The sequence below is a fragment of the Pantoea stewartii subsp. stewartii genome, from assembly GCF_008801695.1.
GTDB classification, from domain to species: Bacteria; Pseudomonadota; Gammaproteobacteria; order Enterobacterales; family Enterobacteriaceae; genus Pantoea; species Pantoea stewartii.
The window spans coordinates 1-21,478 of the sequence record NZ_VZPF01000023.1 but is presented as its reverse complement, the minus strand read 5'-3'; the positions used below and the strand labels follow the sequence as shown (position 1 = coordinate 21,478).

General features: G+C 50.0%; 38 protein-coding genes and 1 pseudogene. 5 read left to right on the top strand and 34 right to left on the bottom strand.

All coding sequences use genetic code 11. The annotated features are described in order from the left end of the window. Nucleotides 1-70: 70 nt before the first annotated feature. From F7Q90_RS08595 to F7Q90_RS08525, 17 genes are all read right to left on the bottom strand, one after another. Nucleotides 71-1,471 (bottom strand): DUF4055 domain-containing protein, encoded by a 1,401-nt coding sequence (locus F7Q90_RS08595; protein ID WP_249042812.1) that lies wholly within the window; start codon nucleotides 1,469-1,471, stop codon nucleotides 71-73. A gap of 12 nt (nucleotides 1,472-1,483) precedes the next feature. Continuing rightward, nucleotides 1,484-2,974, bottom strand: a complete 1,491-nt coding sequence (locus F7Q90_RS08590) for a terminase (protein ID WP_151160818.1) — start codon at nucleotides 2,972-2,974, stop codon at nucleotides 1,484-1,486. Further along, entirely contained in the window at nucleotides 2,937-3,497 is a 561-nt protein-coding gene (locus F7Q90_RS08585; protein ID WP_151160817.1) for a terminase small subunit, read from the bottom strand. Before F7Q90_RS08585 ends, F7Q90_RS08590 begins: the two co-directional genes overlap by 38 nt. Nucleotides 3,498-3,508: 11 nt before the next feature. Then, nucleotides 3,509-4,225: a hypothetical protein gene (locus F7Q90_RS26855; RefSeq protein ID WP_211369699.1), complete on the bottom strand. Its 717-nt coding sequence runs from the start codon at nucleotides 4,223-4,225 to the stop codon at nucleotides 3,509-3,511. A gap of 7 nt (nucleotides 4,226-4,232) precedes the next feature. After that, nucleotides 4,233-4,463, bottom strand: coding sequence for a hypothetical protein (locus F7Q90_RS08575; protein WP_151160816.1), 231 nt, complete (start codon nucleotides 4,461-4,463; stop codon nucleotides 4,233-4,235). 155 nt (nucleotides 4,464-4,618) lie between these two features. Next, nucleotides 4,619-4,933, bottom strand: coding sequence for a hypothetical protein (locus tag F7Q90_RS08570; RefSeq protein ID WP_151160815.1), 315 nt, complete (start codon nucleotides 4,931-4,933; stop codon nucleotides 4,619-4,621). 107 nt (nucleotides 4,934-5,040) lie between these two features. Then, nucleotides 5,041-5,550: a hypothetical protein gene (locus F7Q90_RS08565; protein WP_151160814.1), complete on the bottom strand. Its 510-nt coding sequence runs from the start codon at nucleotides 5,548-5,550 to the stop codon at nucleotides 5,041-5,043. A 249-nt stretch (nucleotides 5,551-5,799) separates the two neighbouring features. Next, a complete protein-coding gene (locus F7Q90_RS08560; RefSeq protein WP_151160813.1) occupies nucleotides 5,800-5,988 on the bottom strand; it encodes a hypothetical protein in 189 nt (62 codons plus the stop codon). A gap of 2 nt (nucleotides 5,989-5,990) precedes the next feature. Continuing rightward, nucleotides 5,991-6,659, bottom strand: coding sequence for a DNA/RNA non-specific endonuclease (locus F7Q90_RS08555; RefSeq protein ID WP_151160812.1), 669 nt, complete (start codon nucleotides 6,657-6,659; stop codon nucleotides 5,991-5,993). A 13-nt stretch (nucleotides 6,660-6,672) separates the two neighbouring features. Beyond that, entirely contained in the window at nucleotides 6,673-6,804 is a 132-nt protein-coding gene (locus F7Q90_RS27615; RefSeq protein ID WP_282958443.1) for a hypothetical protein, read from the bottom strand. Continuing rightward, the gene (locus F7Q90_RS26615; protein ID WP_170283808.1) at nucleotides 6,797-6,973 is read right to left on the bottom strand and encodes a hypothetical protein; all 177 of its coding nucleotides are present in this window, start codon (nucleotides 6,971-6,973) and stop codon (nucleotides 6,797-6,799) included. Before F7Q90_RS26615 ends, F7Q90_RS27615 begins: the two co-directional genes overlap by 8 nt. 1 nt (nucleotide 6,974) lies before the next feature. Continuing rightward, nucleotides 6,975-7,694 (bottom strand): KilA-N domain-containing protein, encoded by a 720-nt coding sequence (locus tag F7Q90_RS08550; protein ID WP_151160811.1) that lies wholly within the window; start codon nucleotides 7,692-7,694, stop codon nucleotides 6,975-6,977. 250 nt (nucleotides 7,695-7,944) lie between these two features. Continuing rightward, nucleotides 7,945-8,436, bottom strand: a complete 492-nt coding sequence (locus tag F7Q90_RS08545) for a lysis system i-spanin subunit Rz (protein ID WP_170283807.1) — start codon at nucleotides 8,434-8,436, stop codon at nucleotides 7,945-7,947. Nucleotides 8,437-8,483: 47 nt separating this feature from the next. After that, a complete protein-coding gene (locus F7Q90_RS08540) occupies nucleotides 8,484-8,702 on the bottom strand; it encodes a DUF7940 domain-containing protein (protein ID WP_151160809.1) in 219 nt (72 codons plus the stop codon). Next, nucleotides 8,699-9,172 carry a glycoside hydrolase family protein gene (locus F7Q90_RS08535; RefSeq protein WP_151160808.1) on the bottom strand — a complete coding sequence of 158 codons (474 nt, stop codon included), beginning with the start codon at nucleotides 9,170-9,172 and terminating at the stop codon, nucleotides 8,699-8,701. The genes F7Q90_RS08540 and F7Q90_RS08535 overlap by 4 nt, the downstream gene beginning before the upstream one ends. Nucleotides 9,173-9,181: 9 nt before the next feature. Continuing rightward, on the bottom strand, nucleotides 9,182-9,514 hold the full coding sequence (locus F7Q90_RS08530) for a hypothetical protein (RefSeq protein ID WP_151160807.1): 333 nt from the start codon (nucleotides 9,512-9,514) through the stop codon (nucleotides 9,182-9,184). Beyond that, nucleotides 9,501-9,803 (bottom strand): hypothetical protein, encoded by a 303-nt coding sequence (locus tag F7Q90_RS08525; protein ID WP_151160806.1) that lies wholly within the window; start codon nucleotides 9,801-9,803, stop codon nucleotides 9,501-9,503. The genes F7Q90_RS08530 and F7Q90_RS08525 overlap by 14 nt, the downstream gene beginning before the upstream one ends. 31 nt (nucleotides 9,804-9,834) lie before the next feature. Here F7Q90_RS08525 and F7Q90_RS08520 point away from each other — a divergent pair, with 31 nt between their 5' ends. Next, a complete protein-coding gene (locus F7Q90_RS08520; protein WP_151160805.1) occupies nucleotides 9,835-10,125 on the top strand; it encodes a hypothetical protein in 291 nt (96 codons plus the stop codon). Between the two features lie 756 nt (nucleotides 10,126-10,881). Here F7Q90_RS08520 and F7Q90_RS08515 read toward each other — a convergent pair. The 17 genes from F7Q90_RS08515 to F7Q90_RS08430 form a co-directional block, all read right to left on the bottom strand. Beyond that, nucleotides 10,882-11,496 (bottom strand): hypothetical protein, encoded by a 615-nt coding sequence (locus tag F7Q90_RS08515; protein ID WP_151160804.1) that lies wholly within the window; start codon nucleotides 11,494-11,496, stop codon nucleotides 10,882-10,884. A 110-nt stretch (nucleotides 11,497-11,606) separates the two neighbouring features. Further along, the gene (locus F7Q90_RS08510; protein ID WP_170283806.1) at nucleotides 11,607-11,960 is read right to left on the bottom strand and encodes a phage protein NinX family protein; all 354 of its coding nucleotides are present in this window, start codon (nucleotides 11,958-11,960) and stop codon (nucleotides 11,607-11,609) included. A gap of 19 nt (nucleotides 11,961-11,979) precedes the next feature. Further along, a complete protein-coding gene (locus F7Q90_RS08505) occupies nucleotides 11,980-12,219 on the bottom strand; it encodes a hypothetical protein (protein WP_151160802.1) in 240 nt (79 codons plus the stop codon). 13 nt (nucleotides 12,220-12,232) lie between these two features. Continuing rightward, nucleotides 12,233-12,637 carry a GntR family transcriptional regulator gene (locus F7Q90_RS08500; RefSeq protein ID WP_151160801.1) on the bottom strand — a complete coding sequence of 135 codons (405 nt, stop codon included), beginning with the start codon at nucleotides 12,635-12,637 and terminating at the stop codon, nucleotides 12,233-12,235. 327 nt (nucleotides 12,638-12,964) lie between these two features. Next, the gene (locus tag F7Q90_RS08495) at nucleotides 12,965-13,543 is read right to left on the bottom strand and encodes a recombination protein NinG (RefSeq protein ID WP_151160800.1); all 579 of its coding nucleotides are present in this window, start codon (nucleotides 13,541-13,543) and stop codon (nucleotides 12,965-12,967) included. A gap of 221 nt (nucleotides 13,544-13,764) precedes the next feature. Next, a complete protein-coding gene (locus F7Q90_RS26610; protein WP_170283805.1) occupies nucleotides 13,765-13,944 on the bottom strand; it encodes a protein NinF in 180 nt (59 codons plus the stop codon). A gap of 98 nt (nucleotides 13,945-14,042) precedes the next feature. Next, the gene (locus tag F7Q90_RS08485; RefSeq protein ID WP_151160798.1) at nucleotides 14,043-14,279 is read right to left on the bottom strand and encodes a hypothetical protein; all 237 of its coding nucleotides are present in this window, start codon (nucleotides 14,277-14,279) and stop codon (nucleotides 14,043-14,045) included. Between the two features lie 177 nt (nucleotides 14,280-14,456). Beyond that, on the bottom strand, nucleotides 14,457-14,849 hold the full coding sequence (locus F7Q90_RS08475; RefSeq protein WP_151160796.1) for a hypothetical protein: 393 nt from the start codon (nucleotides 14,847-14,849) through the stop codon (nucleotides 14,457-14,459). Next, nucleotides 14,846-15,295, bottom strand: coding sequence for a recombination protein NinB (locus F7Q90_RS08470; protein WP_151160795.1), 450 nt, complete (start codon nucleotides 15,293-15,295; stop codon nucleotides 14,846-14,848). Before F7Q90_RS08470 ends, F7Q90_RS08475 begins: the two co-directional genes overlap by 4 nt. A gap of 161 nt (nucleotides 15,296-15,456) precedes the next feature. Continuing rightward, entirely contained in the window at nucleotides 15,457-15,756 is a 300-nt protein-coding gene (locus tag F7Q90_RS08465) for a DUF3850 domain-containing protein (RefSeq protein WP_249042811.1), read from the bottom strand. Further along, nucleotides 15,717-15,911, bottom strand: coding sequence for a hypothetical protein (locus F7Q90_RS08460; RefSeq protein ID WP_151160794.1), 195 nt, complete (start codon nucleotides 15,909-15,911; stop codon nucleotides 15,717-15,719). Before F7Q90_RS08460 ends, F7Q90_RS08465 begins: the two co-directional genes overlap by 40 nt. Then, nucleotides 15,899-16,105 carry a DUF551 domain-containing protein gene (locus F7Q90_RS08455; RefSeq protein WP_151160793.1) on the bottom strand — a complete coding sequence of 69 codons (207 nt, stop codon included), beginning with the start codon at nucleotides 16,103-16,105 and terminating at the stop codon, nucleotides 15,899-15,901. The genes F7Q90_RS08460 and F7Q90_RS08455 overlap by 13 nt, the downstream gene beginning before the upstream one ends. 1 nt (nucleotide 16,106) lies before the next feature. After that, entirely contained in the window at nucleotides 16,107-16,463 is a 357-nt protein-coding gene (locus tag F7Q90_RS08450; protein WP_151160792.1) for a hypothetical protein, read from the bottom strand. Then, nucleotides 16,460-17,812, bottom strand: coding sequence for a replicative DNA helicase (locus tag F7Q90_RS08445; RefSeq protein ID WP_151160791.1), 1,353 nt, complete (start codon nucleotides 17,810-17,812; stop codon nucleotides 16,460-16,462). Before F7Q90_RS08445 ends, F7Q90_RS08450 begins: the two co-directional genes overlap by 4 nt. 1 nt (nucleotide 17,813) lies before the next feature. After that, complete coding sequence (locus F7Q90_RS08440; protein ID WP_151160790.1) at nucleotides 17,814-18,665, bottom strand: replication protein; 852 nt, start codon at nucleotides 18,663-18,665, stop codon at nucleotides 17,814-17,816. 174 nt (nucleotides 18,666-18,839) lie between these two features. Continuing rightward, entirely contained in the window at nucleotides 18,840-19,202 is a 363-nt protein-coding gene (locus tag F7Q90_RS08435; RefSeq protein WP_249042810.1) for a CII family transcriptional regulator, read from the bottom strand. A 73-nt stretch (nucleotides 19,203-19,275) separates the two neighbouring features. After that, the gene (locus tag F7Q90_RS08430; protein ID WP_151160789.1) at nucleotides 19,276-19,506 is read right to left on the bottom strand and encodes a helix-turn-helix domain-containing protein; all 231 of its coding nucleotides are present in this window, start codon (nucleotides 19,504-19,506) and stop codon (nucleotides 19,276-19,278) included. 80 nt (nucleotides 19,507-19,586) lie between these two features. Between F7Q90_RS08430 and F7Q90_RS08425 the strand changes: the two genes are divergently transcribed. The 4 genes and pseudogenes from F7Q90_RS08425 to F7Q90_RS08410 form a co-directional block, all read left to right on the top strand. Next, a complete protein-coding gene (locus F7Q90_RS08425; protein ID WP_151160849.1) occupies nucleotides 19,587-20,294 on the top strand; it encodes an XRE family transcriptional regulator in 708 nt (235 codons plus the stop codon). Nucleotides 20,295-20,521: 227 nt separating this feature from the next. Then, nucleotides 20,522-21,040, top strand: a complete 519-nt coding sequence (locus tag F7Q90_RS08420; RefSeq protein WP_170283803.1) for an HNH endonuclease — start codon at nucleotides 20,522-20,524, stop codon at nucleotides 21,038-21,040. Beyond that, a complete protein-coding gene (locus tag F7Q90_RS28115; protein ID WP_455906682.1) occupies nucleotides 21,037-21,165 on the top strand; it encodes a transcriptional antitermination N peptide in 129 nt (42 codons plus the stop codon). The genes F7Q90_RS08420 and F7Q90_RS28115 overlap by 4 nt, the downstream gene beginning before the upstream one ends. A gap of 139 nt (nucleotides 21,166-21,304) precedes the next feature. Further along, nucleotides 21,305-21,478, top strand: a pseudogene (locus F7Q90_RS08410) (IS630 family transposase); the annotation flags it as partial.

Below are 21,478 nucleotides of genomic sequence, written 5' to 3'. Positions count from 1 at the left end.
CTCTGCATCCGCAGATTTCAGCCATAAAAAAGCCCGGCGGTTAGGCCAGGCGCGTAGGGGTATTCGTGTGTTAAGCGGTGAGGTTGGTATTGATATCCGTCGGCACTGGCGGCTGAGAAGCAATACGCTTCAGCTCATCAGGCCAGGTGAGGTTATCTTTAAGCAATCCGCGCCGCTGGAGTTCGGTGAACATCGTTTCGCGTGAAATCACGTTGGCGATTGCAGCATCAAGCAGCAACTGAGACGTTGCCTCTGCAAGCGAAGCTGCGCCGAAGTCGTTATATATCGTTAACGAGCCGCCAGCCTTCTCTGAAAGCCATTCGGCAGTAATCTGAAGCATCTGGTCGGCTGCATCTTCAAAGTCCTGCACAATGCGCTGTAGCGCGCATGTACCGGCCTCATCTTCAGCCATTGTCTGAGCAACGGTGATTTTGCCAGGCTTGATTACAAGCAACTCAGCACCAATCTGGCGCATCATGTCTTCAAGGCGCTCAAGGTCTTTGCTGCCGGACTCAATCGCCTTGCCGGTATGCTCGACATAACGCAGGTCAGCAGTGACGTTTTCCGCTATTACAGCGCTGGCCGCGCCAACGGTGATTTCTTCATCCTGGCTAAAGCCCTTACCGAAGAGTATCGGCACGCGGGCGACGTGGAGGATGGTCTGCTGATCGCTTTTGGACTGCCAGTGTTCAACATTCAGATAGGCAAGCTCAGAAAGCGGTGGCTTTGAGCACATGAACCCGAGTTTTTTACCGTAAACCGGCACGGCGGGGACAAATTTCAGGCTCGTTACGCCCTCATCATGAAGCACCCATTTGATTTCGCCGGTTGTATCGTTGCGCTGCTCGCGATAAATACGCCAGCGACCACTGTCGAGCACCCGAACCTGCTCAACCTGAACCTCAGAGAACTCATCGGCAGGGTCCTGCTCAGTCACGCACTCGACGAAGCGAAGGTGAGTAAGCAGCTCACGCCCGTTAATACGCTCAGAACGCCAGTCAAGCAGGCTGTTAGCGCAGATTTTCACCCAGTACGGACGAACGCCACTGGCTTTTTGCTCAGCGCGCGTCATTTGACCGGAGGTTTGAGGGTAATCGACAAGCCCGATGCAGATACCAAACCCCATCGCCTCTTCAAGCACACTGGCAAGGAATGAGTGAAGGTTCGTTCCCTGCATGTCGATATCGTCGAACAGTGCCACAATGCTCTCTGGCACATCGTCATTCCACGTCACCGGCCGCGAGAATGGCTTGCCGCTCAACACCTCAACGGTGCGGGCGAATGCCGGGAATAATGTGGCAACCTGCAGGCGACGCTTGTAAAAGTCATTGTCTTCATTGGGCCACTGCGGGAGATAGGTCTTGCCCTCTTCCCGCATTTCTTCGGTGCCGCCCAGCAGCGCGGTAATCATAGGCCAGCATTCTGCAATAGCCTCGACTTTTGCTGATCGCACTCTTACAGAATCTGTCATAGTCAATTCCAGTTATGCAGAAAAATGACGCGTTTTCGTTTTGAATGTGCGCCTGTTGTTTTTGACGACGGCGAAATAGCGGAACCCATCAGAGCTGTGTGATGTCCAGTCATGCAGAGGTTTGTCTTTCCAGCAGCCGCGCTTGTCATCCCACTCCTTGCGGTATCCCTCCAGAGCGTTAATGCCCTGCTCGCACTTCGCCTCATCAAATACGCAGAAAGGTAAAATCTCGCGCACGGCTTCTATGCCGGTATCTACTGATTCACGCGGAACGACGTTGAATTTGATGCTGTATCGCTGACCGTCAATTTCATAGCCATCACGGGCAAGCTCTTTACGTGATTTCGCATCAGAGCCAAATTCACGGTTTTCAATATCGTGCGGGCCCCAGTGCTCACCGTATGTGTAGCCGCGGTCCTTCAGCACCTTCATATAATGACGCAAGCCTTCGCCGCTGTTTTCGTAATGGTCGATAATGTGGAAGTCATTGCCGACCTCACGCACGAACCAGATCGCCGTCGAATCACCCACGCCAATATCCCAGAACGTGTGAACCGGGAGGTGTGGGTTAGCGGGGATCTGACCAATACGGCCATTTGCATACAGCCAGTGGAACTGCTTCGCGTAGTAAGCGCCTTCGACCGACTGCTGGAATGCTTCTTCCGGCGTGGACGGGTATTCGCGCTTCATGTCATCGCCAAGAGTTTTCTCTTTGGCGTAGTACCATGCGCGCTGGCGCTCGTTAATGCTGATGCCTAGCTTCTGCTCAATGTCGTTGAAGTAGTCAATCAGGCGCTGAGGAAGCGGCTCTACCGGGTCAATTGCGTACTGGGGATTCTTCCACCATGAGAAGAAAAAGAACTTCCAGTCGAGCTGCGAAAGTTTCTTGCCCTGCAACTGAGCTTTTTCAGCAGCCTGGCAATACTCAAAGAAGTAACCTGCCCGACCCTCTGCCGTGCTCTCTATCGTGGTGAAGCAATCCGTCGATACCGCCTCAAAAGCACCGGTGACAATTTCACGTGCTTTCTCAGGATGCTTTGCACATATCTTCCCGAACTCAGAGACATGCAGATAGCGAAGCGTGCCACCACGGAACGAGGTGCTGATGTAAAGCGATCCGCCATTCTGGAATACAAGCTCACTGGCAGAGTCGTTGCTTGCCGGATTGCAGCGCTTAAGGAAGTCAGGCAGCCGATCGTAGGCATATTTCACCTTTTCACGAAACAGGCGCTTGGCGTCGTTCAGTGTATGGGCGATAAGCGCGCATCGGGCCGACTCAAATATGGCCGCATCAAGCTGGATGATGCAAACCTCAGTGGTGAAACCTAACTGACGGGCCTTCAGGATGATATTGCGGGTATGCATGCCTTCGAAATACTCAAGCTGCTCACGCGTCATCTGAAAGCGTACTGATTTGCCGTTTTTGTCGGTGATCCAGTAAAGCGTATTCAGACGACGGAGCTTATCACTCAGCATCTCCAGGATTTCGGATTGAAGAGACATGCGATGCTCCTGCTGATAATGCTTTCATCAGGTCAGAGACTTCCTCTTCGAAGCCGTGCTCCACCTTCGTTTGTTCTTTGAATGCCTGAACATCTACATGCTTACCGAGAAGCTCAAGGTTCTTCACCTTGTCAGGCCATTTGATTTTCTTCAGCAGTCCTGCGTTATCTCCTTCGCCAGCCATTGCCATGACGTCTAGTCCGGATAATGATGTGCGCCATACCTTGGGCCAGTCTTTTACCGGCTTCAAATCACCTACATCGGTCAGGATGTCGAGCACGTCCATTTGATCGATTTCGGTAAGGCGACGCAGCACATACGCAGCATCTACGCCAACCTGCTCATTCCTGACCGTCTTAAGCTCCCCAATGCGCTGTTGCACCATGACATTTGATAACAATCGGCTTGATTGTTCCTGGGCGGTTTTAGCACTGTATCCCGCCCTGATAGCTGCCTGTGTTGCGTTGAGGTCAACTATAAACTCACGGGCAAACAGCTCTTGTTTGTCAGTGAGCTTTGCCATTCTGTTTCCTGCTAATAAAGAACTTCCTGACCACTTATCACTGTGGCGATAATGCTGGATGTTCCGGTTTTAGTGAGCAGCACCGATTTACCCGCAGGCACATCGAAGCTGAATGATTTTGTCTTTTGCAGATTACCCGCCAGACCTAACAGAATTCCGTCTGCCATGCGGGCGACTTCTTTGCCATCCACAGTAGCGACGATCTGAAGCGTCTGCCCTACCGTAAGCGTGGCGGTAAGTGTGTAACTGATGGTGTAACTCACCCTAGCGTTTCGGTTAGCATCGACAGTGAATGCGGTTCCTACCGGGCGACCACCTGAAGCAATGACGTTAAACACCGGAGCATTGATAGTATCCAGTTTAGTTTTGTCAGCGGAGGACATCAGACCATTTGCAGATGTGGTTGCCGTAGCGGTGGTTGTGGCATTGCTCCCGGAGGGACCAGCAGGTATCCCGATATCCAGAGTAAACGCTGGCGCAGTGCCGGAGATGCTTGCTGTCGCCTGACTGCCTGCTGAAAGCGTGGTTACCTTGCCTATAGTCAGTAAAGGCGATGATCCGTTGTCACCGGGTTTACCTGCCGGAATACCAACATTCAGTAGTTGATTAGGTGGCGTGCCGGTAATTTCGACCGTGGGCTGGCTACCGTATGGCAGTGAGGTGATGCTTCCAACCTTTAGCCCAGCGCTCTGGATTTTCTGAAATCCGTTGATGGGCAGGATTGCCATGCTTACCTCACGATATGATGACCATTACAGGGGCGCTGTGAGCAGCCCTAATCCATGCAACGGTTGGCGCGGAAATCGTGGCCCATCCGTTTACTCGGTGGCTTGCCATTTTGCCATCTGGCTTGGTTGGTGAGTCACACAGGCGGATCTCACCGCCAATCGACTGAATCACCTTATCCATGGTTCCGTCTGTAATCTGTTGCCAGTCTGCGGTAGCAGTAATGCTGGTTGTTGCCATAGCTACCTCTGAGGTTGATTAACCATTCTGAGGCGCACTGGATTGAATGCGCCTGGGGATGACTATTTGAACCACTCTGCGAACATGATCAGGGAACCAAGCACCGAAACAGCAACGATTGTCGCTATTACCATCTCTTTGAGGCGCTTCATGGCTCACCCGTGAATGTCGGGGTTGTATTGCTCGACTTTGTGACCCTGCTGCGTGAGATAGTGAATGCAGTCTTTAATGCCGTCATGCCGCCCAAGCGCATAGCAGTCTTTGTCGATGCCATTTTCTCTCATGCTGTCCGTCACTTTGCGATCATGACCATTCGGCACGATAAGAACGCTACCGTCACATTTCTCATCGCTGCTACCTGCCTTAAGGTGGATACTCAACCGGGCGGCAGCCTGACCAATTTCGAATGATGAGAGGCTGTGTTCCAGTTTAAGGCGCGCTGCTAAATGGAGGGCTTGCTCACGGGTCATGGTTATTTAGCTCCAGAAACGACAAAGGCCGCATCCTTTACGGACACGACCTCTATTTTGTACATATTTTGACACTTTCTCGGCGCGTTTTCAATATTTATTCACTTTTAACAGCAAGATAGCGGGATTTCACGCCTCATCATCGGCTCTTTAGCTGTGAAGGACTGAATCTTGCCACCACTGAAAACGTCTAACTGTGTCGCGACCTCTACGGCTCCGATTGCATCCTTTCCACAGTGCATTGCTGCACGAGCTATCATGCCGCCGGAGCCAGTGGCGTACCCGTCCAGTTGCAGGCTTATTGATGCATGAGCATCCCCTGTGTTTTTGGAGATGATCCACATTCGGCCTTTGCCGGTTACCGCTAGCGCAGTGAAGCTTGGCTCAGGAGTAAACTGACTCTTGTGCGTCAGGCCAGCCTCCATCATCTCGAAAAGCTGAAGCTCGATGCCGCAGTCCCCGGCAGTTCCTACAGCCAGCACAACCTCGCCATTCACTGACCATTGTTTTTCTGTTGGGGTGAAAATCTTCTGCTCATTGAGCGTGCAGATTACGTCGTTAGAGGTGGACTGACTATCCGAAGCCAGAGTACTTCCATCCCATGCTATCGTTGTCATTCTCACCTCTTTCAGCATTTAATTTTATACGCGCGCCGAGCACATCCTGACTTAATTCTGCATTGTCGAGCGCTTCATAGTGAAATGCTCTGCAATACTTAATAAATGCGATGTCTTTCCATCAGTCCTTCATCACTGCAAACTGGATTTTGCGGGAAAAGATAAAACCGCTGAGGTCGTCTGCATAATGACTGCCGCTGTTTGCCCACCTGCGGCTGGGGTAGAGTATGTCAATCGTTGAACGGGCTATCAGCTTACTGGCGTGGCGACAATCTGAAACTTGTCCATGATATCGCCAATGATACTGTACTTGACGTGCTCCAGGTCATGCTCACTAAGCGCTGTTCCCGACAGCTTCGCCAGGTAAGCATCAGCAATGCTCTGCATTACTTCTGTAGAAGGCGGCACGATCATGACTTGCAACTGTGTGGTCTGCATGATTAATCACCAAATGGATTGATGTGATAGGCCTGTTCGAATTGCTGGCTGGTCAGTTTGGTCACCTTGCCGGTAGTGTTGTCACCGAGGTATACCGCTTCACCTGATTTGGCTTTGACCGCCTTCCAGATGAAGGATGGTACGTTGACGCCGTGACCGATGGTTTTGGTGCCGGGTATCATGCCGGTGATGATGTAAGCACTACCCTCTGCAAGCACCTGCTTTCGCACCGATTCTTCAAGCAAGCGCCACGCTTTTCGGTTCAGATCGGGAAGCTGCGGGGTCATGTTGGCAAGGCTGAATGTATCGAACTGCGCATTAACGTCTGGAGCATCGCCGTTACACGCCATATGGCCCTGGTCATAGCCGCTGTTGTGGTAATCAGATGGCTTCGACTGATACTGCGCCGGAACCTTTGGCTCAGCGTGGAAGCTGTCTTTGCGCTTCATCTGGCCCGCTGTTTTAACTTCGTCGGCGGTCAGGTATTCAGCGGATAACACCGGGTCTTTCAGTTGATAGCTGTACAGAACGGCGTAATCAGTGAAGCAGATTTCCTGGTCGTATTTCACCGCCGGTGGGTTGTCGTTCAGGAACTTACCCGGACAGGTGGATTTTGCTGAGGCACAAAAAGAAAAGGCCACCATAAAGGCGGCCAGGATATATTTGGTCATCGTGGGTTCTCGGTCAGATTTTACAGCCTTCGCAGTCGGCTTCACCTTCATCGATATCAGGCTGGCGTTCTGCCGTTTCTTTTGCTCGTTTTTCGGCTGCGTCTAAATCGCCGATGAAATCCAGATTAAATTCTTCGTCAGCCATTTTTTCTAAAGTCCGTCTGTTGGATGCCGCGCTCTTTCTCAATGATGTTTATCGCCATCTGTACCCAGTAGATGCCCTCACCGATGAGTCCTGACGAGATAGCTTCTTCAGCAGTTCTTAACCGGGCTTCTACATCTTTGGCTTTTTGCAGACTGAATGTTCCATTCATATCAGGCCACCAGTCGCTGTTGTTCTTCGATTAATGGCAGGCGATGCTTACGATCAAAGATGCCTTTAAGGGCTTCTTTACGCTGCTCAAAGTCCCAGCCCATTGATATGAAGACGGTATTGGCACGCTGCAACTCGGTCACACAGTGAATTTGCTCGACGGTAAGGTAGTCACGCATGTTCTCTTTTTTGCCGATCTCATGGTGAACCTTGAACTTGGCTGCGGTCATGCCCAATGCAATGCGGTTGATAAGGTCGGCTTCATTGCTAAAGTGATGCGGAGATATCTGCTTGCCCTGCGCTTCACGCTCACACTTGATAGCATCGGTCATAGGCTTATATTCAAGGCGCGCAGTATCGCGGTATGAAACGCGTATTTTCTCCTTTGCGGCAACCGCATCAAACGTGCGGATAACGTGAAGATTGAATTTTGGGCTAATCCACATCGCGTAGGCATAAACCAACTCTTTGCAAACATATGTGCCACCATTTCGACCTTGTATCGTCAGCACCGGCAAACTACGTGCTTTTCCCGTAGTTTCTTTCTCCAGCAACTCAATCAGCGCCTTAGTCTCGGGGCGGCGCATGAATTCATGTACTTCCATCGACCTTGCAGATCGAGACTCACCCTCTGCATTAACCGCCGCTCTTTGCAAATCGTTCAGGCAATGACGACCATCTTTATCCTGCTTAACAGTTACTTCTGAGATAACTAATTGCATTGCGTTTACCTTTCAGAAAATGAGCCTGTCCCACAGAAATGCCGCCCGAGAGAGTCCGCCGACTTTAACGGCATTTCTCAGGCTCACTTTCTGTAAGGCTCTCGTCGATTTTCAGCGCGTGGGGTGCGCTTTGGGAAGGATGGTGAGATTCAGGGTCTTTATTTGGTTCGCATGGCTCTCACCGGCGCTCGAAACCTGCTGGCTGCAACAGCATTATCAAGCCCACTGGAGGGTGAGCTTTGTAATGGCGTTATTTGGCAATTAATCCGGCATCCTGCTCAGCCCTTATATAGCTTTGCAGCACATCAAGCTTCTTCTGGTCAGTTATTGCACCGGCGCGGATGTCGTAAATGTTTCGTCCAAAATCCTGACTGAATCTGACTTCGGTTCCATCGCCCATGCTGGCGGCGCTGGCAATTGCACCTTTTGACACGTTGCAGGTGGCAAAGTCGGCTTTTGCGAGGCGCAACTCGCGATTACCACTGGTAACAGCATCACGCAAAGTTTTGTTTTGAGCGAGGGCATCGTTTAACTCCTGCGTATGCTGTGCTTCTTTGGCTGCGATCAGGCTGGCGAAGTCATGCTCCAGTTGAGCATTCCTGTCCCTTTGAAGGCTTGCTTCATCGCTTGCCTGCTTAAGCATTGAGGTGGTTTTGTTGTTCAGTGTCGCCATCTCGGCAGTGTGCGCTTTATCAGCAATCCACCATGACGCGGCAGCGCCCAGCAAAGCACCAATCAGCAATGCTATTCCTGCGCCTTTCCAGCCAGGTGAGAATGCTGATGTGATGTTCATTTCGGCGTGTCGTTATTTTCAAACTGCTTAATCGCGCGCGCAATGATGCCGCACACTGACACAAACGCCACGATATAACCGAGGTATTGCGCGGGGATCATGGCTTTCACGTTGTCAGGGATTTGGTCCCATACCGACGCAACCAGAGCCAGAATCGCAAGGATGCGAACTGACCACATTTTCCATAGTTGAGGCAGGTTATCGATGAGTTTCATACTTTGAACCATTGGCTGTATGCGCGATAGTCACCGATAGTCATAACGTTGGCGAGTCTCGCTGCACGGAGTGGAGTTTGCCGCGCCCACAGGCTGTTAAGCATTTGAGTGGCGGCCTGCTGGAACTGCTTTTTAGCTATCAGGGACAGTGTGGTTGTAAAGCCAGTCAACCCCGTGGAGCCCATTTGATAAGCCATATTGAGAAGAACGTCTTTTCTAACTTCATCGCAGGCTTGCCATGCCTGCGCAATTTTGGGATTTGCTGCCAACTTCTGTCGGTATCCGTTCGCGATTTCCTGCATCCAGGCATCTGAGATGCCAGGGCTGATGCTGAATGTGTAATTCGCCAACTTTGCGCCTTTTGGGCCTATCCGGAGGCCAGTTCCAATAGTCGGATAACCTTCCGTGTCGATGTATGGCGCAGGGCTAAACCCCTCATCAGCACGGAGCATTTGAGCGATTTGGCTCATAGAGAATCCTTAAAGTGGGTAGTTCAGGTCAGCGTAGGACTTTGACGGGAGTGAACTGGGTTGCTTTGAACCGGGGTTAATGATGATCACATTCACCCCCTTATCAGGCGTAGTATCGGTCAGCGCCCTTTTCTCTGCATCACGCGCGCGCAGCTCAGTGGCCGCAATACGCCGTGACAGGTCTGAATTTTCTTTCTGCACCTTCATTGCCAGCTCCACCGCCGAATCATTGCTGTCGGTGGTCTTCTGGAATTGGGTGCACATTACAGCGGTAAGTATCATGAAAAAGACGGGCATCACGTTAATTACCAGACGCCCTAATCTGATGTCAGTTTGTGCCATCGTTGTCACCATTATCTTCCTGGCTGAAACCGGGAGGATGTATGCGCTTTATGATCGCCGCCCCCTGCCATCCAGCCAAACCGCATCCGATGCCGAGTAAATACATCGACCATTCTTCATGCAGTCCATATAAAAACATCATAGCGCCTGCGAAAAGCGAAATCAGAACATGGTTGACTAATCGGATCTTGTCCGTCTCAGCCCTGTTAGCATACTTCGCCACCGAACCTACGAGAGTCATGATTATCGCCAGTAGCAACGCCGGTACGAAATCAATCCCGTTTGCCATTGCTTAGTCTCCACCACATAGGTGGCTGCGTGTGTACAAGCACCTGACCAACAAGGTCAAACAGACCAAGCCAGGCCGCGATAAAGCGACCCTCACTTTTGAGGGACTTGTTCAAAAATTAAGAATATTGCCGTTGCTTATTGAACAAATCCGACTTACTTTAAACCCGTCTGATCAGACTGGATGGGCCTCGGTTTTGTTCGTGATTGAATCCATGAGCAAAATGTTGGCTGAATGTTCCACCATTCAACCATCGCCCATTTTCACGACATATTTTTACGACACGATAGGTTTGACTCAAAGACCGTTGACGCTTCGTTAAGCTATGCAGGCAAGGTGATCGTCATTCTTTAGTCTGAGAGTCAAATACGAGAAAGGGCCGCGAAAGCGACCCTTTTTTGTTTGATGCCCCACCCGGCGCTTATCTCCGGCACTCGCAATGGCTTAGCTCTTGAAGGGGCAGTAGTAAATTTACTGAATATTGCCAAATGCGTTTTTGCAATAAATCACATTTTTAAGATTACTCTGACGCAAGTGCGATTAACAGCATGGCGGGTCCGCCCAGAGCAAATTATGTGTGATGGCCGGGACTGATTCCGGCTTTGTCTGCTTTGTGCCTCGGGAGGATTTACGGCCGCGAACCGTATCAGACATTGGAGATACACTGGAGTCAACAGCACCCTCTAACCATTGCGGATCAGCCTCCGCACTCACCACAACGATAGGCCGCCTGTTTCACAACACGAGTTCATCGCCAAGCGATCCCACGTCAGGCAACCTATCTGTTATGGGCTCCGTTTCGTGGAGCTAACGGCGGATTATAAGCCCGCGCCTGCAGGGTACTTATTTTAAGCTTTAATGCTCATGCCCTCTCGCCATGGTCTACCATCGCGAAAAGACACATAAATAAAAACGCCCTGCCAGGCGGTTCACTCTGGAGGGCGTTTACGTTGCAGCCTTTCTAAGCAGGAAAAGGTACTGTGTTAATTGTGTTGCTCAACTACTTCTGTCCCGAGCATAACAGATTTATACCAGGTACTCGGCGTGTTTTGCAAATTTATTTGCACGATAGAAACAACTAAGCAGCAATATCGTGACTTTTAGCACCAATTTCTTTCTTCACTGCGTGATAAACCGCAGCCTCAAGCAGTTCCCGGCACCATCTGATACGCCACCGGCAGTATTCGAACTCCACACCGGTAAGTTTAGACAACTCTCTGGCAATATCTTGCGAGCTCTTGCGATCGCAGTAGTATTTAATAGCTACAGCGCGGATGGGATTGTTTGGCGCAAACAGCTTACACATGACGGATTCAACCAAATCAGCATCTTCTTTGTCGTTGGCGCGGTCGAGAAGATTGCTGACTGAATTACCCGGACTGAGTATCTGCTTTGCTTTCAGGAACAACTCGTTCCCGCTGTAGCCCTGCTTGTGAAGGTTTTCGACTGTCTGAATTATCCGCTCTGATTCGCGGTCATTCCACTCTTTGCGGACCATCAGGCGACCAATGACGCTGCATTTCTGCGTATCTGGCCCTTCTGAACCGCCGTACTTCTCGCCCCATACATCAAGCAGGCACCGAACCCAGGCGCGTTGCAATGGGGTTATGATCTGCACTTTGCCGAGGTAACGCTTCTTCACTTCCGATTTGCGCGCACAGGTTGTCAGCTGCGTGAACTGTTCGTTCTTCATGGTTGCCTCTGGTTAATCTGGATTTGTTTTTCAGAAGGGTGTAATCGGTGCTGAATGGAATGTTTAATGCTTTGCTGCTGAGTCGGAGTAATTGCCAGTATTGCCTGAGGTCATTCATCCTTGGCCTCATGAATCATCAGGAAAACAATCATGGCAGCGCGCAATGGGCTTTCGCTATCATGTTCGTGTGAATCTCCCCATTCTTTGATAGCTCTCCATCCTGATCCATAAAGCTTCCGCAAAGAAATATCATTCTCTTCAATGATATGGCCCGCATCAGCCCATGAACCACATGGGTTGAACTCTTTCCAGCCAAGACACATGGAACCAAACTCACCTGTCGGCTCACCATATTCGTGAATGAACGTCAGTCCTCTGGCTTGTGTGTAATCACCAAATTTCTGTGTCGCAGCCGCGACCATGCCGTTAATCTCAAAATCACTCATCTCGCTGTAATTTTTCACGCTCATTCCCTCTCAAATATCAATGCAGTTGTTTATTCATCGTGCCGGAACACTCTTCAGAAGGTGTCAGCGCTATGACCAGGTCTTGCCCGTCTTCAAATGACCAGATGACGGCGTTGTTGTCGCCCTTCGAGTCTTCCGCGCAGTCTTCCACGTAACAGCGGCACATGTTCATGACCACGTTGACCGGGTCCACGCCATCCATCTCCATTTCTTCCATAAGGCCTTCAAAACGCTCTACCCATCGCTGAATGTTCATAGACACCTCTTGGTCAGTAAAACTTACCGGTGGCGCGCAGAAGGTCATCCATGCGCTGTATGGGGCTGTTCGTTTTGCACTCCTGGAAGATGCGATTACCTTCTGTGGTTTTTCCCTTGCACAGGAAAACCATTGTTCTGGCATTGCGTCGGGCTTCTCGCCGCGCTAAATCACGCTCGCGGATTCGCTCCATCTTCAAAAGCTGGCGCTCGCTGGGTGATTCCTTCACGTAGCGCTTGCCCTGATAGCCGTTGATTTCGTAAATGACGCCAAGGTCAATCATGGCCTTGATCGCTTTACGGACGGTTGGAAGTGAACAAAGGAAGATGCGTTGAATCTCACGGATGGAAAGTGTTGGCTGATTGTTGAGTGCGACTTTGACCTGCTCAATGCCGCTATCAAAGCTGATTGCTTTCATGACTTACTCCTGCGGTTTTTTCGGGGCATCGCATCCCAACTCTGGATGTGTGCTGGCTGGATTACTGGGTAAATTGGCCGAAACTGGTAAAGTAGCCGACGCCATTTGGCTTTGAGGTATTCAGTCATGGTTTAGCCTCAACCCCAATTCCGCCGCAGCGATCGCATACTTTCTTCGCAACATTGCCAGTGAGTGTTGGCGATCCCCATTGAATGCATGAGTAATCAGGCAATAGTTTTTCGCCTTTGCATTTGAAACATCTCTGACTGAGGCTGCTATTTAGCGATAATTTTCTTAAAGGCTGATTTAGGATAATTTGATTCATAACTAGGCTGCCTCTCTCTGTTTAACCAATGCCCGCGTCAAAGCCCTGTAATGCGCTCTAATCGCGTACAGTTCATCACGGGTGTATCGGTGAGGGTTGTTATCTGATTCGAGCGCCTCGACGCGCTGAATGCCGATTTTTGCTATGAGGTTGATGCGGTAGGGTCCGATATTGCCGGAGTGGTGGGTATTACAGGATGCGCACTGTGAGTGAACATTATCCTCGTTGAAACGTAACTGCGAAGCCGCTGCAGTCGTCCGAAAATGCCCGGCGTGGTAACTGACCGCCGTTGTGCTCCCGCAGCTTATACAGACATCACCATCTCTCGCCCTGATGTAATCGTTAAACGCCCGCTGGGTCATAGCTATCCAGTGGCTTAACGGCTTTACATCGGCTTTGCGTTTGTTCCATGCAGCGCGCTGCTCTTTCTCCAGGCGCTCTTGCTTGCGCTCGGATATCTGGTTTGCGAGTTGGATGGCACATTTGGGAGAACAGACGGTCTGGAGGCTGTTGCGGGGGATAAATTTTTCAGGACAGATTTTGCATTTTCTCAGCTTCGGCTGTTTTAAGCCTTTAGCCATGACGCCTCCTTTTTTTCTTTGCAGCTCTTCTTGCGGCAGCGAACCCCCCATTTCTTTTTGGCTTTTCTTGCCAGCTTTCGACGGATTTACAATTTATGGCTGAAGCTGGCGCATCTTCAATCAGACTATTTCGAGCTATCTCCCTTGATAATAAAACCAACTCTGCGACATGAGAAAGAGATCGCTCCATTAGTACTGGAAGCATTCCCAAAACAAGAATCCTAGGTGATTTCATCATCTTCTCCCATTAGCCCGTTTGGATCTGACATCAGCCAGAAGTTGAGGCAATCGGTGCAGGCATATACCTCGAATGGTTTGAGGCTTATTCCACAGCCAACGCAGGCAATAACAGATTGCCCGCCATCGCCAGTAGGCTGACTTGATTGGGTTGTGTCGCTCATGATTCTCCCATTCGATATCGCATTCACACTGGTTGCAGTTAGCGCCGTAATGGTATTTATCCTCTGAGGTGAGGGTGGTGTGACATCGACAGCAGCGGTCATTCATAATTGATTGTCCATTTCTCAACCGTGGAGTATTTGATCAACCCCTTTTTGCGAAGAGCTTGTAACCGGCGGTCGATAATGCGGAAAGCCTCACTTTTTATTTGCTGCTCAAGTAATTTGGCTTGCTTATTCACCTCTCCAGTATCGATTTTTGCGAAAGTATTATTTCCTGATGCGACACTCTCCTGAATTAGCATGTCCAGAAAGGTGTAATCAGCCTTTGATGTCATAACCTGCTCCACATTGGGTTTTTATACTGCCTGGTTGGTATTGGCCTTTCCCGATAGGTTGGCAACATCGCAGTGACAATCCATAGCCGCGGGTCGAATGCGAGCGATTTGGTTGCCTGGATGTTTCGGAGTTTGTATCGGGAGAGGAGTTCGTCAGCGGTGGACGCGTCGCATGCGTCATGCACGAAGGGTGTGATTCGCATCTCTGCACCTCATACCGCCGGTTACGGCCCTGACTGATTCAAGATATTCAGGGGGTTTCTTAAGGCCCAGTTCACGCGCCTTGTTTGTAACCTGCTGGCGTGGCTTATCAAACAGCGATGCCAGAAGGTCAGTTGCCGTGGTGGCATAGTCTCTAATCAGGATGTCGAGATTTTCAGTCGTCCATGTGTTTCGCATGGCTCTATCCTCGTCGATTGTAGTTGTGTACATGGCGTTACGGTCAGGGTGGGTGCGGGATACTTCCATAACGCCGCCAAAGCGCTGATAGACGCTGTACCGGATATTTCTTCTTGCAGACATCCAGTCTGCTTCTTCGATTGCTGCTGATATGTCGGTGAAGGGTGTCATTTGCTCTTTCCAAACCTCTGAGCCCATTCGATTTCTAATCGGGCCTCGTCGCTGAATTTCACGTTTTGCTCTGTGCCAAACCAGTAAATTGCCTCAATGACCTCTACCATTTCGCTTACCCGCATTTTGCTTGTCCTCGAGCCGAACATGACCACGCCGCCGCCGATTCCTGGTGCGGTGCGCTGCTGTTCGTTTTTGGTTTTTGCTACGAGGGCAGTGATGAGGTCTTTCCAGTCGTCTGGCGTGTATTTCTGTCCGTACCAGGTAACCTGTGCAGAGAGGTCATGCAAAAGCGGCCACATGCGGCGGTTTTGGTCTGGGCTTCGCTTGCGTTCCTGGATGACGATTTCGACTGGCTTATCGGGATTGGCTGGTAGTTGCTGAATGGCGCTGATGCAGTTCTGTCGGATGCTACTGTTACGAAGCAGGTAACGTTGTGTCTCCATTTCGATATCTCTCTTCGATAGCTTTCTGAAGCCACGTCAAAGCCTCATCGGCGATGCGCTCTTGGCCCGGTGAAAGCTTGGTGTCTTTGAGTGTGTCTATTACTTCGAAGGCCTTGCGGAGTGGGTCAGGCCGGAGTGGGATGACGTTGTTCATAATTACCTCACCACATCAAATCATCGTGAGCCGGCCCCGCATCTTCAAGGCTTAGCAATACATATCCAGGCAGATAAGCGGAAACGTCTGCTACATGTGAAATCATCCTTATAGCGAATCGACCAGTGAAGTTATTTCCATCCCATTCGCAAAGATTTAAAGTGTCTCCTTGCTTATAGTCGCGTTCATTCTTGCGCAGTTCCGCCCGCTTGATGCCAGATTCCACCGGTTCGTAATGCTCAGGTAAAATTTTCAGTCCATGCTCTGTCATACTTCCCCCTGCTTGCTTTTCAATGCTGCCTGCCATACCTTGAGCGCTTTCCGTGTTTTCATGCTTCGGTAAGTGCGTTTGGTTTCATCGTTGAAGCTCATGTCGTATTCACACTGATTTATGGCCCACAGGTGGAATGACTGCCGCTCCATCTCATCGTCGCTTGCTTCACTGGCGGTTAGTTGGTGCATGAGTCCTCCGGTGGTGGTGGCAGCGGTTGCCAGTGGCTGAACATCTCCTTGTGATAAGTTTGTTCGTCAAAATCAGTCCATTTTTCTGAGATATTGTCCCAGCAAATGACTTGCTGATTTGCCCATTTTGCATACACCAGAACCCATTCTTGCGGGCCGGGATATTTTTCACTGCACTTAATCCATTCACTCATCCTAAAACCCTCCCCCTCTCTTCGGTTTAACCGGCTGCTGGCGCGAGTCCATCAGCCTGTAGGCTATGATGTCATCATCCTCACCGCTATGATTCCACACCCAAAAGTGAGCCATACCAGTTCCCTGCTCGTCATTCCTGAATCTAACTTCGCAAAAATCCATATGCTTTAATGGTTGCTCTCCGCCACCCCACTCTATCCACTCCCCCTCACCCCGCTCCTGCTGCTCCAGTATGGGGAGTGCAATCTCAAGGGCTTGCATGTACAGCTCTTCCTTCAGAGTTAATACACAGTCATCCTCCCAAACTTTAAGTTTTTCCAATTCTCGGCGTGCGATTTCAGCGGTTAGCTTGTTCATTGGGTGCCTCCGTAGCGCCAGTCATTGGCTGGCTGCTCTTTGTTTTTATTGTCGGAATACTGCTGCGCAGCGTGACTCTGGTCGATGTTGACGAAGTGACCATTCTTCCAGCCCATATAGAACGTCTGAGGCTGTCCGGAGCGGTATTTTCCGACGATGATTTCTGCGATGCCCTTCATATCGCTGTTTTCGTGATAAACCTCATCCCGGTATGGGAAGATAATCACATCAGCATCCTGCTCAATAGCACCAGACTCGCGTAGGTCTGACATCGTTGGCCGCCTATCAGCCCGGGCTTCGACACCGCGGTTAAGCTGCGACAGGAGGATGACTGGCACTTTGTTGCGCAGACAGAACTGCTTCAGCTTGCGGGTGATTTCGGCAATTGCCAGGTCGTTACGCTCTGCTTTGGGCTTCTTCATAAGGCCGAGGTAATCGATAGACACGAAGCTCAGGCCCCCATCCATGTTCATGCGCTCGGCGTGGGTGATAATTTCGTCAACGCTGAGGGTTTCATCCAGAACGTAGTTATCTTCGTTTTGAAGCTGCGAAGAGGCGTTAGTGAGGCGCGTATACTGCTCGTCAATCATGTCCAGTGGGTTGCGCAGCGAGCCGAGAGAGATGCCGCCGCGGTCTGCGACGAAGCGCTCAACGACCTGCATGTCAGACATCTCCATCGAAATCATCAGGCCTTTGCCCTTCTGCCGGCCGATTGAGTTACCGATGTTTATTGCCAGCTCTGTCTTGCCCATGCCAGGGCGTCCAGCGATAACAATCAGGTCGGTGCGGTCGAATCCGCCATAAGCTTCATCCATCGCCTCGATACCGGTCTTGAGGTAGAGGCCGGACTCATGGCCTTCCATTCGCTTTTCAAGCACCTGCATGTAATCCGGCAGCATGTCGCCAATGCGGCGCGGGAGACGGTCGGTAGTTTCAAACTGGAGTCTTGAGATGATGCCGGTCGCTTCGGCAATGCTCTCGTTGATGTTCTGCGTATTGGCGTTAGCGAGCATCTCAGCCGCTTTTGTCAGCTCTGCAGCTCCCTTGCGGAGCATCCAGCACTGACGAACCAGCTTGGCCCACGCCTTGATATTTGCCGCGGTCTTGCATTTGAAACCAACGGTCATGACGTGATCGCGCGTTTCTTCCGGTACCGCTGCGCCCACGGTGAAAGGGTCAATCGGTTCGCACTTATCGATGAACCGGCAGATGACCGCGTAAATCTGGCGCAAGTGATGATTGGCGAAAGCCTCGGCGGGGAGCTTTGCAGCGATATCGCGGCAGTCGATGTGATCGCCCTTGACCATCATCGAACCAACCAGCTGCTGCTCGAAATCTAAACTGTCCATTTCAGGCCTCCTGGCTGATGATTTCGTCGATTTTCTTTTGGGTCAGCGCCGTGTCGATGCCGTAACGCTTTCCGCCAGGATTAGCACCGCAGGCCCAATCGGAAGGCTGGTAGCCAAACTCGATATAGCCATTCACGAAGGTATCAATTTGCTGGCTTGGGCGACCGGTCTCTTTGCAGTGCTTCAGGTGGGAGTCGTACAGGCGCTTGATGCCCTTCTCGGTCGTTGCGCTGATGCTGAGGATTTTCGGCAGGCCGAATGTTTCAGCTTTGCGGTTCCATGTGTCTTTCAGGCGGTCACGGTCGAATTGGTATTTGCTGACTGTCTGGCGCTTTGGTTTTTCTTCAGAAACCGATGAATTCCCCTCTGGGGATATAGGGGTTTCTTTTTTCTTTTGAATAGTTTCTTTTGTGTGACTCTGTTTTGGTGACAACCCTGTCACCGTTTTGGTGACATTATTTGTCACCAATGCAGTGACATTATCACCAGAGTAGTGACACCCGGTCACACGCCACTCCGAAACCTCTTTGTTAGGGCCAATCTTGTTACCCTCGCGGATGATGACTTTCATCTCGATAAGCTCATTCTTGGCCTTATTAACTTTCTGGCGGGGAAGTCTTGTCAGCTCTGCAAGCTGGCTGTCGGCAATGCGGTCCATCTTCTTGCCAAAGCCATATGTTTTACGGCAGATGGCATGTGCTACCTTGCTCTGATTCTTCGTTAAATCAGCACCGATAAGCTCGTCATACAGCGCATTGGCAAGACGGGTGAATCCATCTTCCAGTTGAGCCACGCGACGCTCCATACCCTCCGTAGAAGGGCGATAATCTGATAGGTTACGTACAACACTCATTTGCCCTTCTCCTTCACCTTATGCTCTTCCAGTATCTCTCTCAGCTTCTCAGCCAGAATCGGGTTACATGAGCGCAAATATCGGGATCGGGTAATGTTTTTGTGTAAATCCGCTTGGTACACAACGTGTTTCTTTGGCATAATTACTCCTGTGAATTGATCCAGTCATTTCGCGTCAGGCCTCAAAGTTGTTGGCGCAACTTGAGGCTTTTTCTTTTCCCATCGCAGCTGCAACCGCTTGCCGGGCAACTTCTGCGATCAGGCTCGTTTCCCAAACCTTCTCAAGCAGCACGAAAACCGTTGCCATATCGCGCAGGTTTAACCGGCTTACTTTCGATTCATGCCATCCGGCCTCATCAGCCAGAACGCGCTGACCTTTGTGCGTCAGACGACTTCGTAACTCTGTCTCTACTTCGTTGATCAACTTGCTGTTTCTTGCTTGTTCCATGATTAATAATTTCCTTGTAGGTAAATGATTGCGTGACATTGCGGTGAGCAAGTCACTTGGGTTAATGTGATTTGTTTTTTTGTGCACCATTGACAGTCATCCATTGACCACGCCGGGCACCCGACCATATACCAGGCCGTTTGGTACTAAAAGTACAAATTATTTACGCAGCAATTTGCTGTTTACTGATACGTCGAATCTCTGCTGCTGAATACTTGCCGCCAGATGCTTTAGCAATCTTGCCTGCATAGTCCGTTTCGCCGGTGAATTCCGTACGAGGCAAGGCACCACGTTCGATCCACTTGTAAACGGCCTTTGGAGTTAGGCCGCAAATATCAGCCACTACAGAGACACGAACACTTTTAATGACGTCGGCTAACGTGATTAAGGTCATGCAATTCTCCAGCGGTTGAACTTGGAGTTCATATTATGTCGGAACTGAAAGTACAGTCAACTAAATATATGCTTGAACCTATGGTTCTTAAAAAAGAGCGTGAAAAGTTCTCGCATAGGCTAGCGCTGGCCTGTGATAAGGCGGGAATACCTGATAGGGGTCGGCAGACCGAACTGGCCTTAAGGTTGAAGTTGACTCCAAAGGCTGTAAGCAAGTGGTTTAACGATGAGGCGATACCCAGAAAATCTGTCATGGATCAATTAGCGGCGCTTCTTGGAACTAGCTCACAACACCTGTATGGATATACAGATGATGATGGTATAGACTCAGGTCATTACCAAAAAAAACTGGACGTTTATAGGGTCGATGTTTTAGACGTTCAGGCTAGTGCGGGGCCGGGAACGATGCTGAGTACTGAGTTTGTTGAGAAGATAAGAGCCATTGAGTACACCAATGAGCAAGCCAGATCCATGTTCAATGGAAGACCTCAAGAAACGGTGAAAGTTATAACTGTCAATGGCGATAGTATGGAAGGAACCATAAATCCCGGCGATGAGATATTCGTTGATATCTCGGTTAACCAATTCGACGGAGATGGCATTTATGTGTTCGTATTCGGTAGGTCACTCCACGTAAAAAGACTCCAAATGGTCAAGGACAAAATTTCAGTGATCTCAGATAATGCCGCGTACGACCGTTGGCATATCGAAAAAGACGAAGAAGACCAGCTTTTCATCATGGCAAAAGTACTAATCAGACAATCAATAGACCTTAGACGCTTCGGATAGAAAATATTTTACCTTTAAGTTCATAAGCATAACTACTTATGAACTTTTTTTATCTTAATTTTGTACTTTAGGTACTTTACATAAATGAACTTTAAGTACATTATGAACCCATGTCGAACGGCGCGACATTAAACCATGCGTCGGGAGCGCGGCGGGTTCAGGATGAACGGCAATGCTGCTCACAAGCGAAAAGCATTCTAAATATCCCTTACCGAGAGGTATTCAGAATGCACTACAGCAAGAAGTATGCAGACATGGTTGATTCAGGCTTAATTATCTATGAGCCCGAAACAGGGAAATTTTTTACCAAAGACGGAAAAGAAAGGCGCATGTTCACTGATCATCGTGGCTATTTACGGTTCAGCGCTAACAAGTATGGAGTTGTTATAGCTCACCGCGCAGCATGGCTACTTCACTATGGTAGCCTACCGGAGACGCATATAGACCACATTGATGGTGACAAGCAAAACAACAGGATTAACAACCTCAGGCTGTGCACTCACAATCAAAATCAGCACAACCAAGGGATTAGAAAATCCAATAGCAGCGGATACAAAGGGGTGAGTTTTATGAAGTCTGCAGGCAAGTGGCAGGCTCAGATTTGCTGCAATAGCAAAATAAAACACCTCGGTTTATTTCTTCACAAAGAAGACGCTGCACATGCATATGACATTGCTTCCCTAGAACTTCATGGCGAGTTCGCCTGGACAAACTTCCCTAAACATATTTATCAGGATGCAGCCTGACAGTATCCCGCGCAATCAACTCCCCTTCTCTGCGTAGTAAGCATGAGAGTGGGTCAGCTTGTTTGCCAGAGGTTGCGAAATACGCTGCAGGGTATCGCAACACCAAATCAATCACCGCGAGGTAGTTATGGAATTTAAAAAATACGACTGGGTTACCTGGTCTAAATAACTGCTCGGAATAGTAGATCACTTAGAGGGAACTCAGTCCGGTTTATGCGATCTGATCAATCGCTGAATATCCCAAATCACCAGCCGGACTGAGCAATGTCGATCATAGCACCAATACCCAGAACCGAACGACGCCTGATGCAGAAAACTATCCATAAAACAAAGGACAAAAACCACGCCCGGCGGCTCACCGCCATGCTGATGCTGCATCGTGGTGACACCGTCAGTCATGTTGCCAGAACACTCTGCTGTGCCCGCTCATCGATTGGT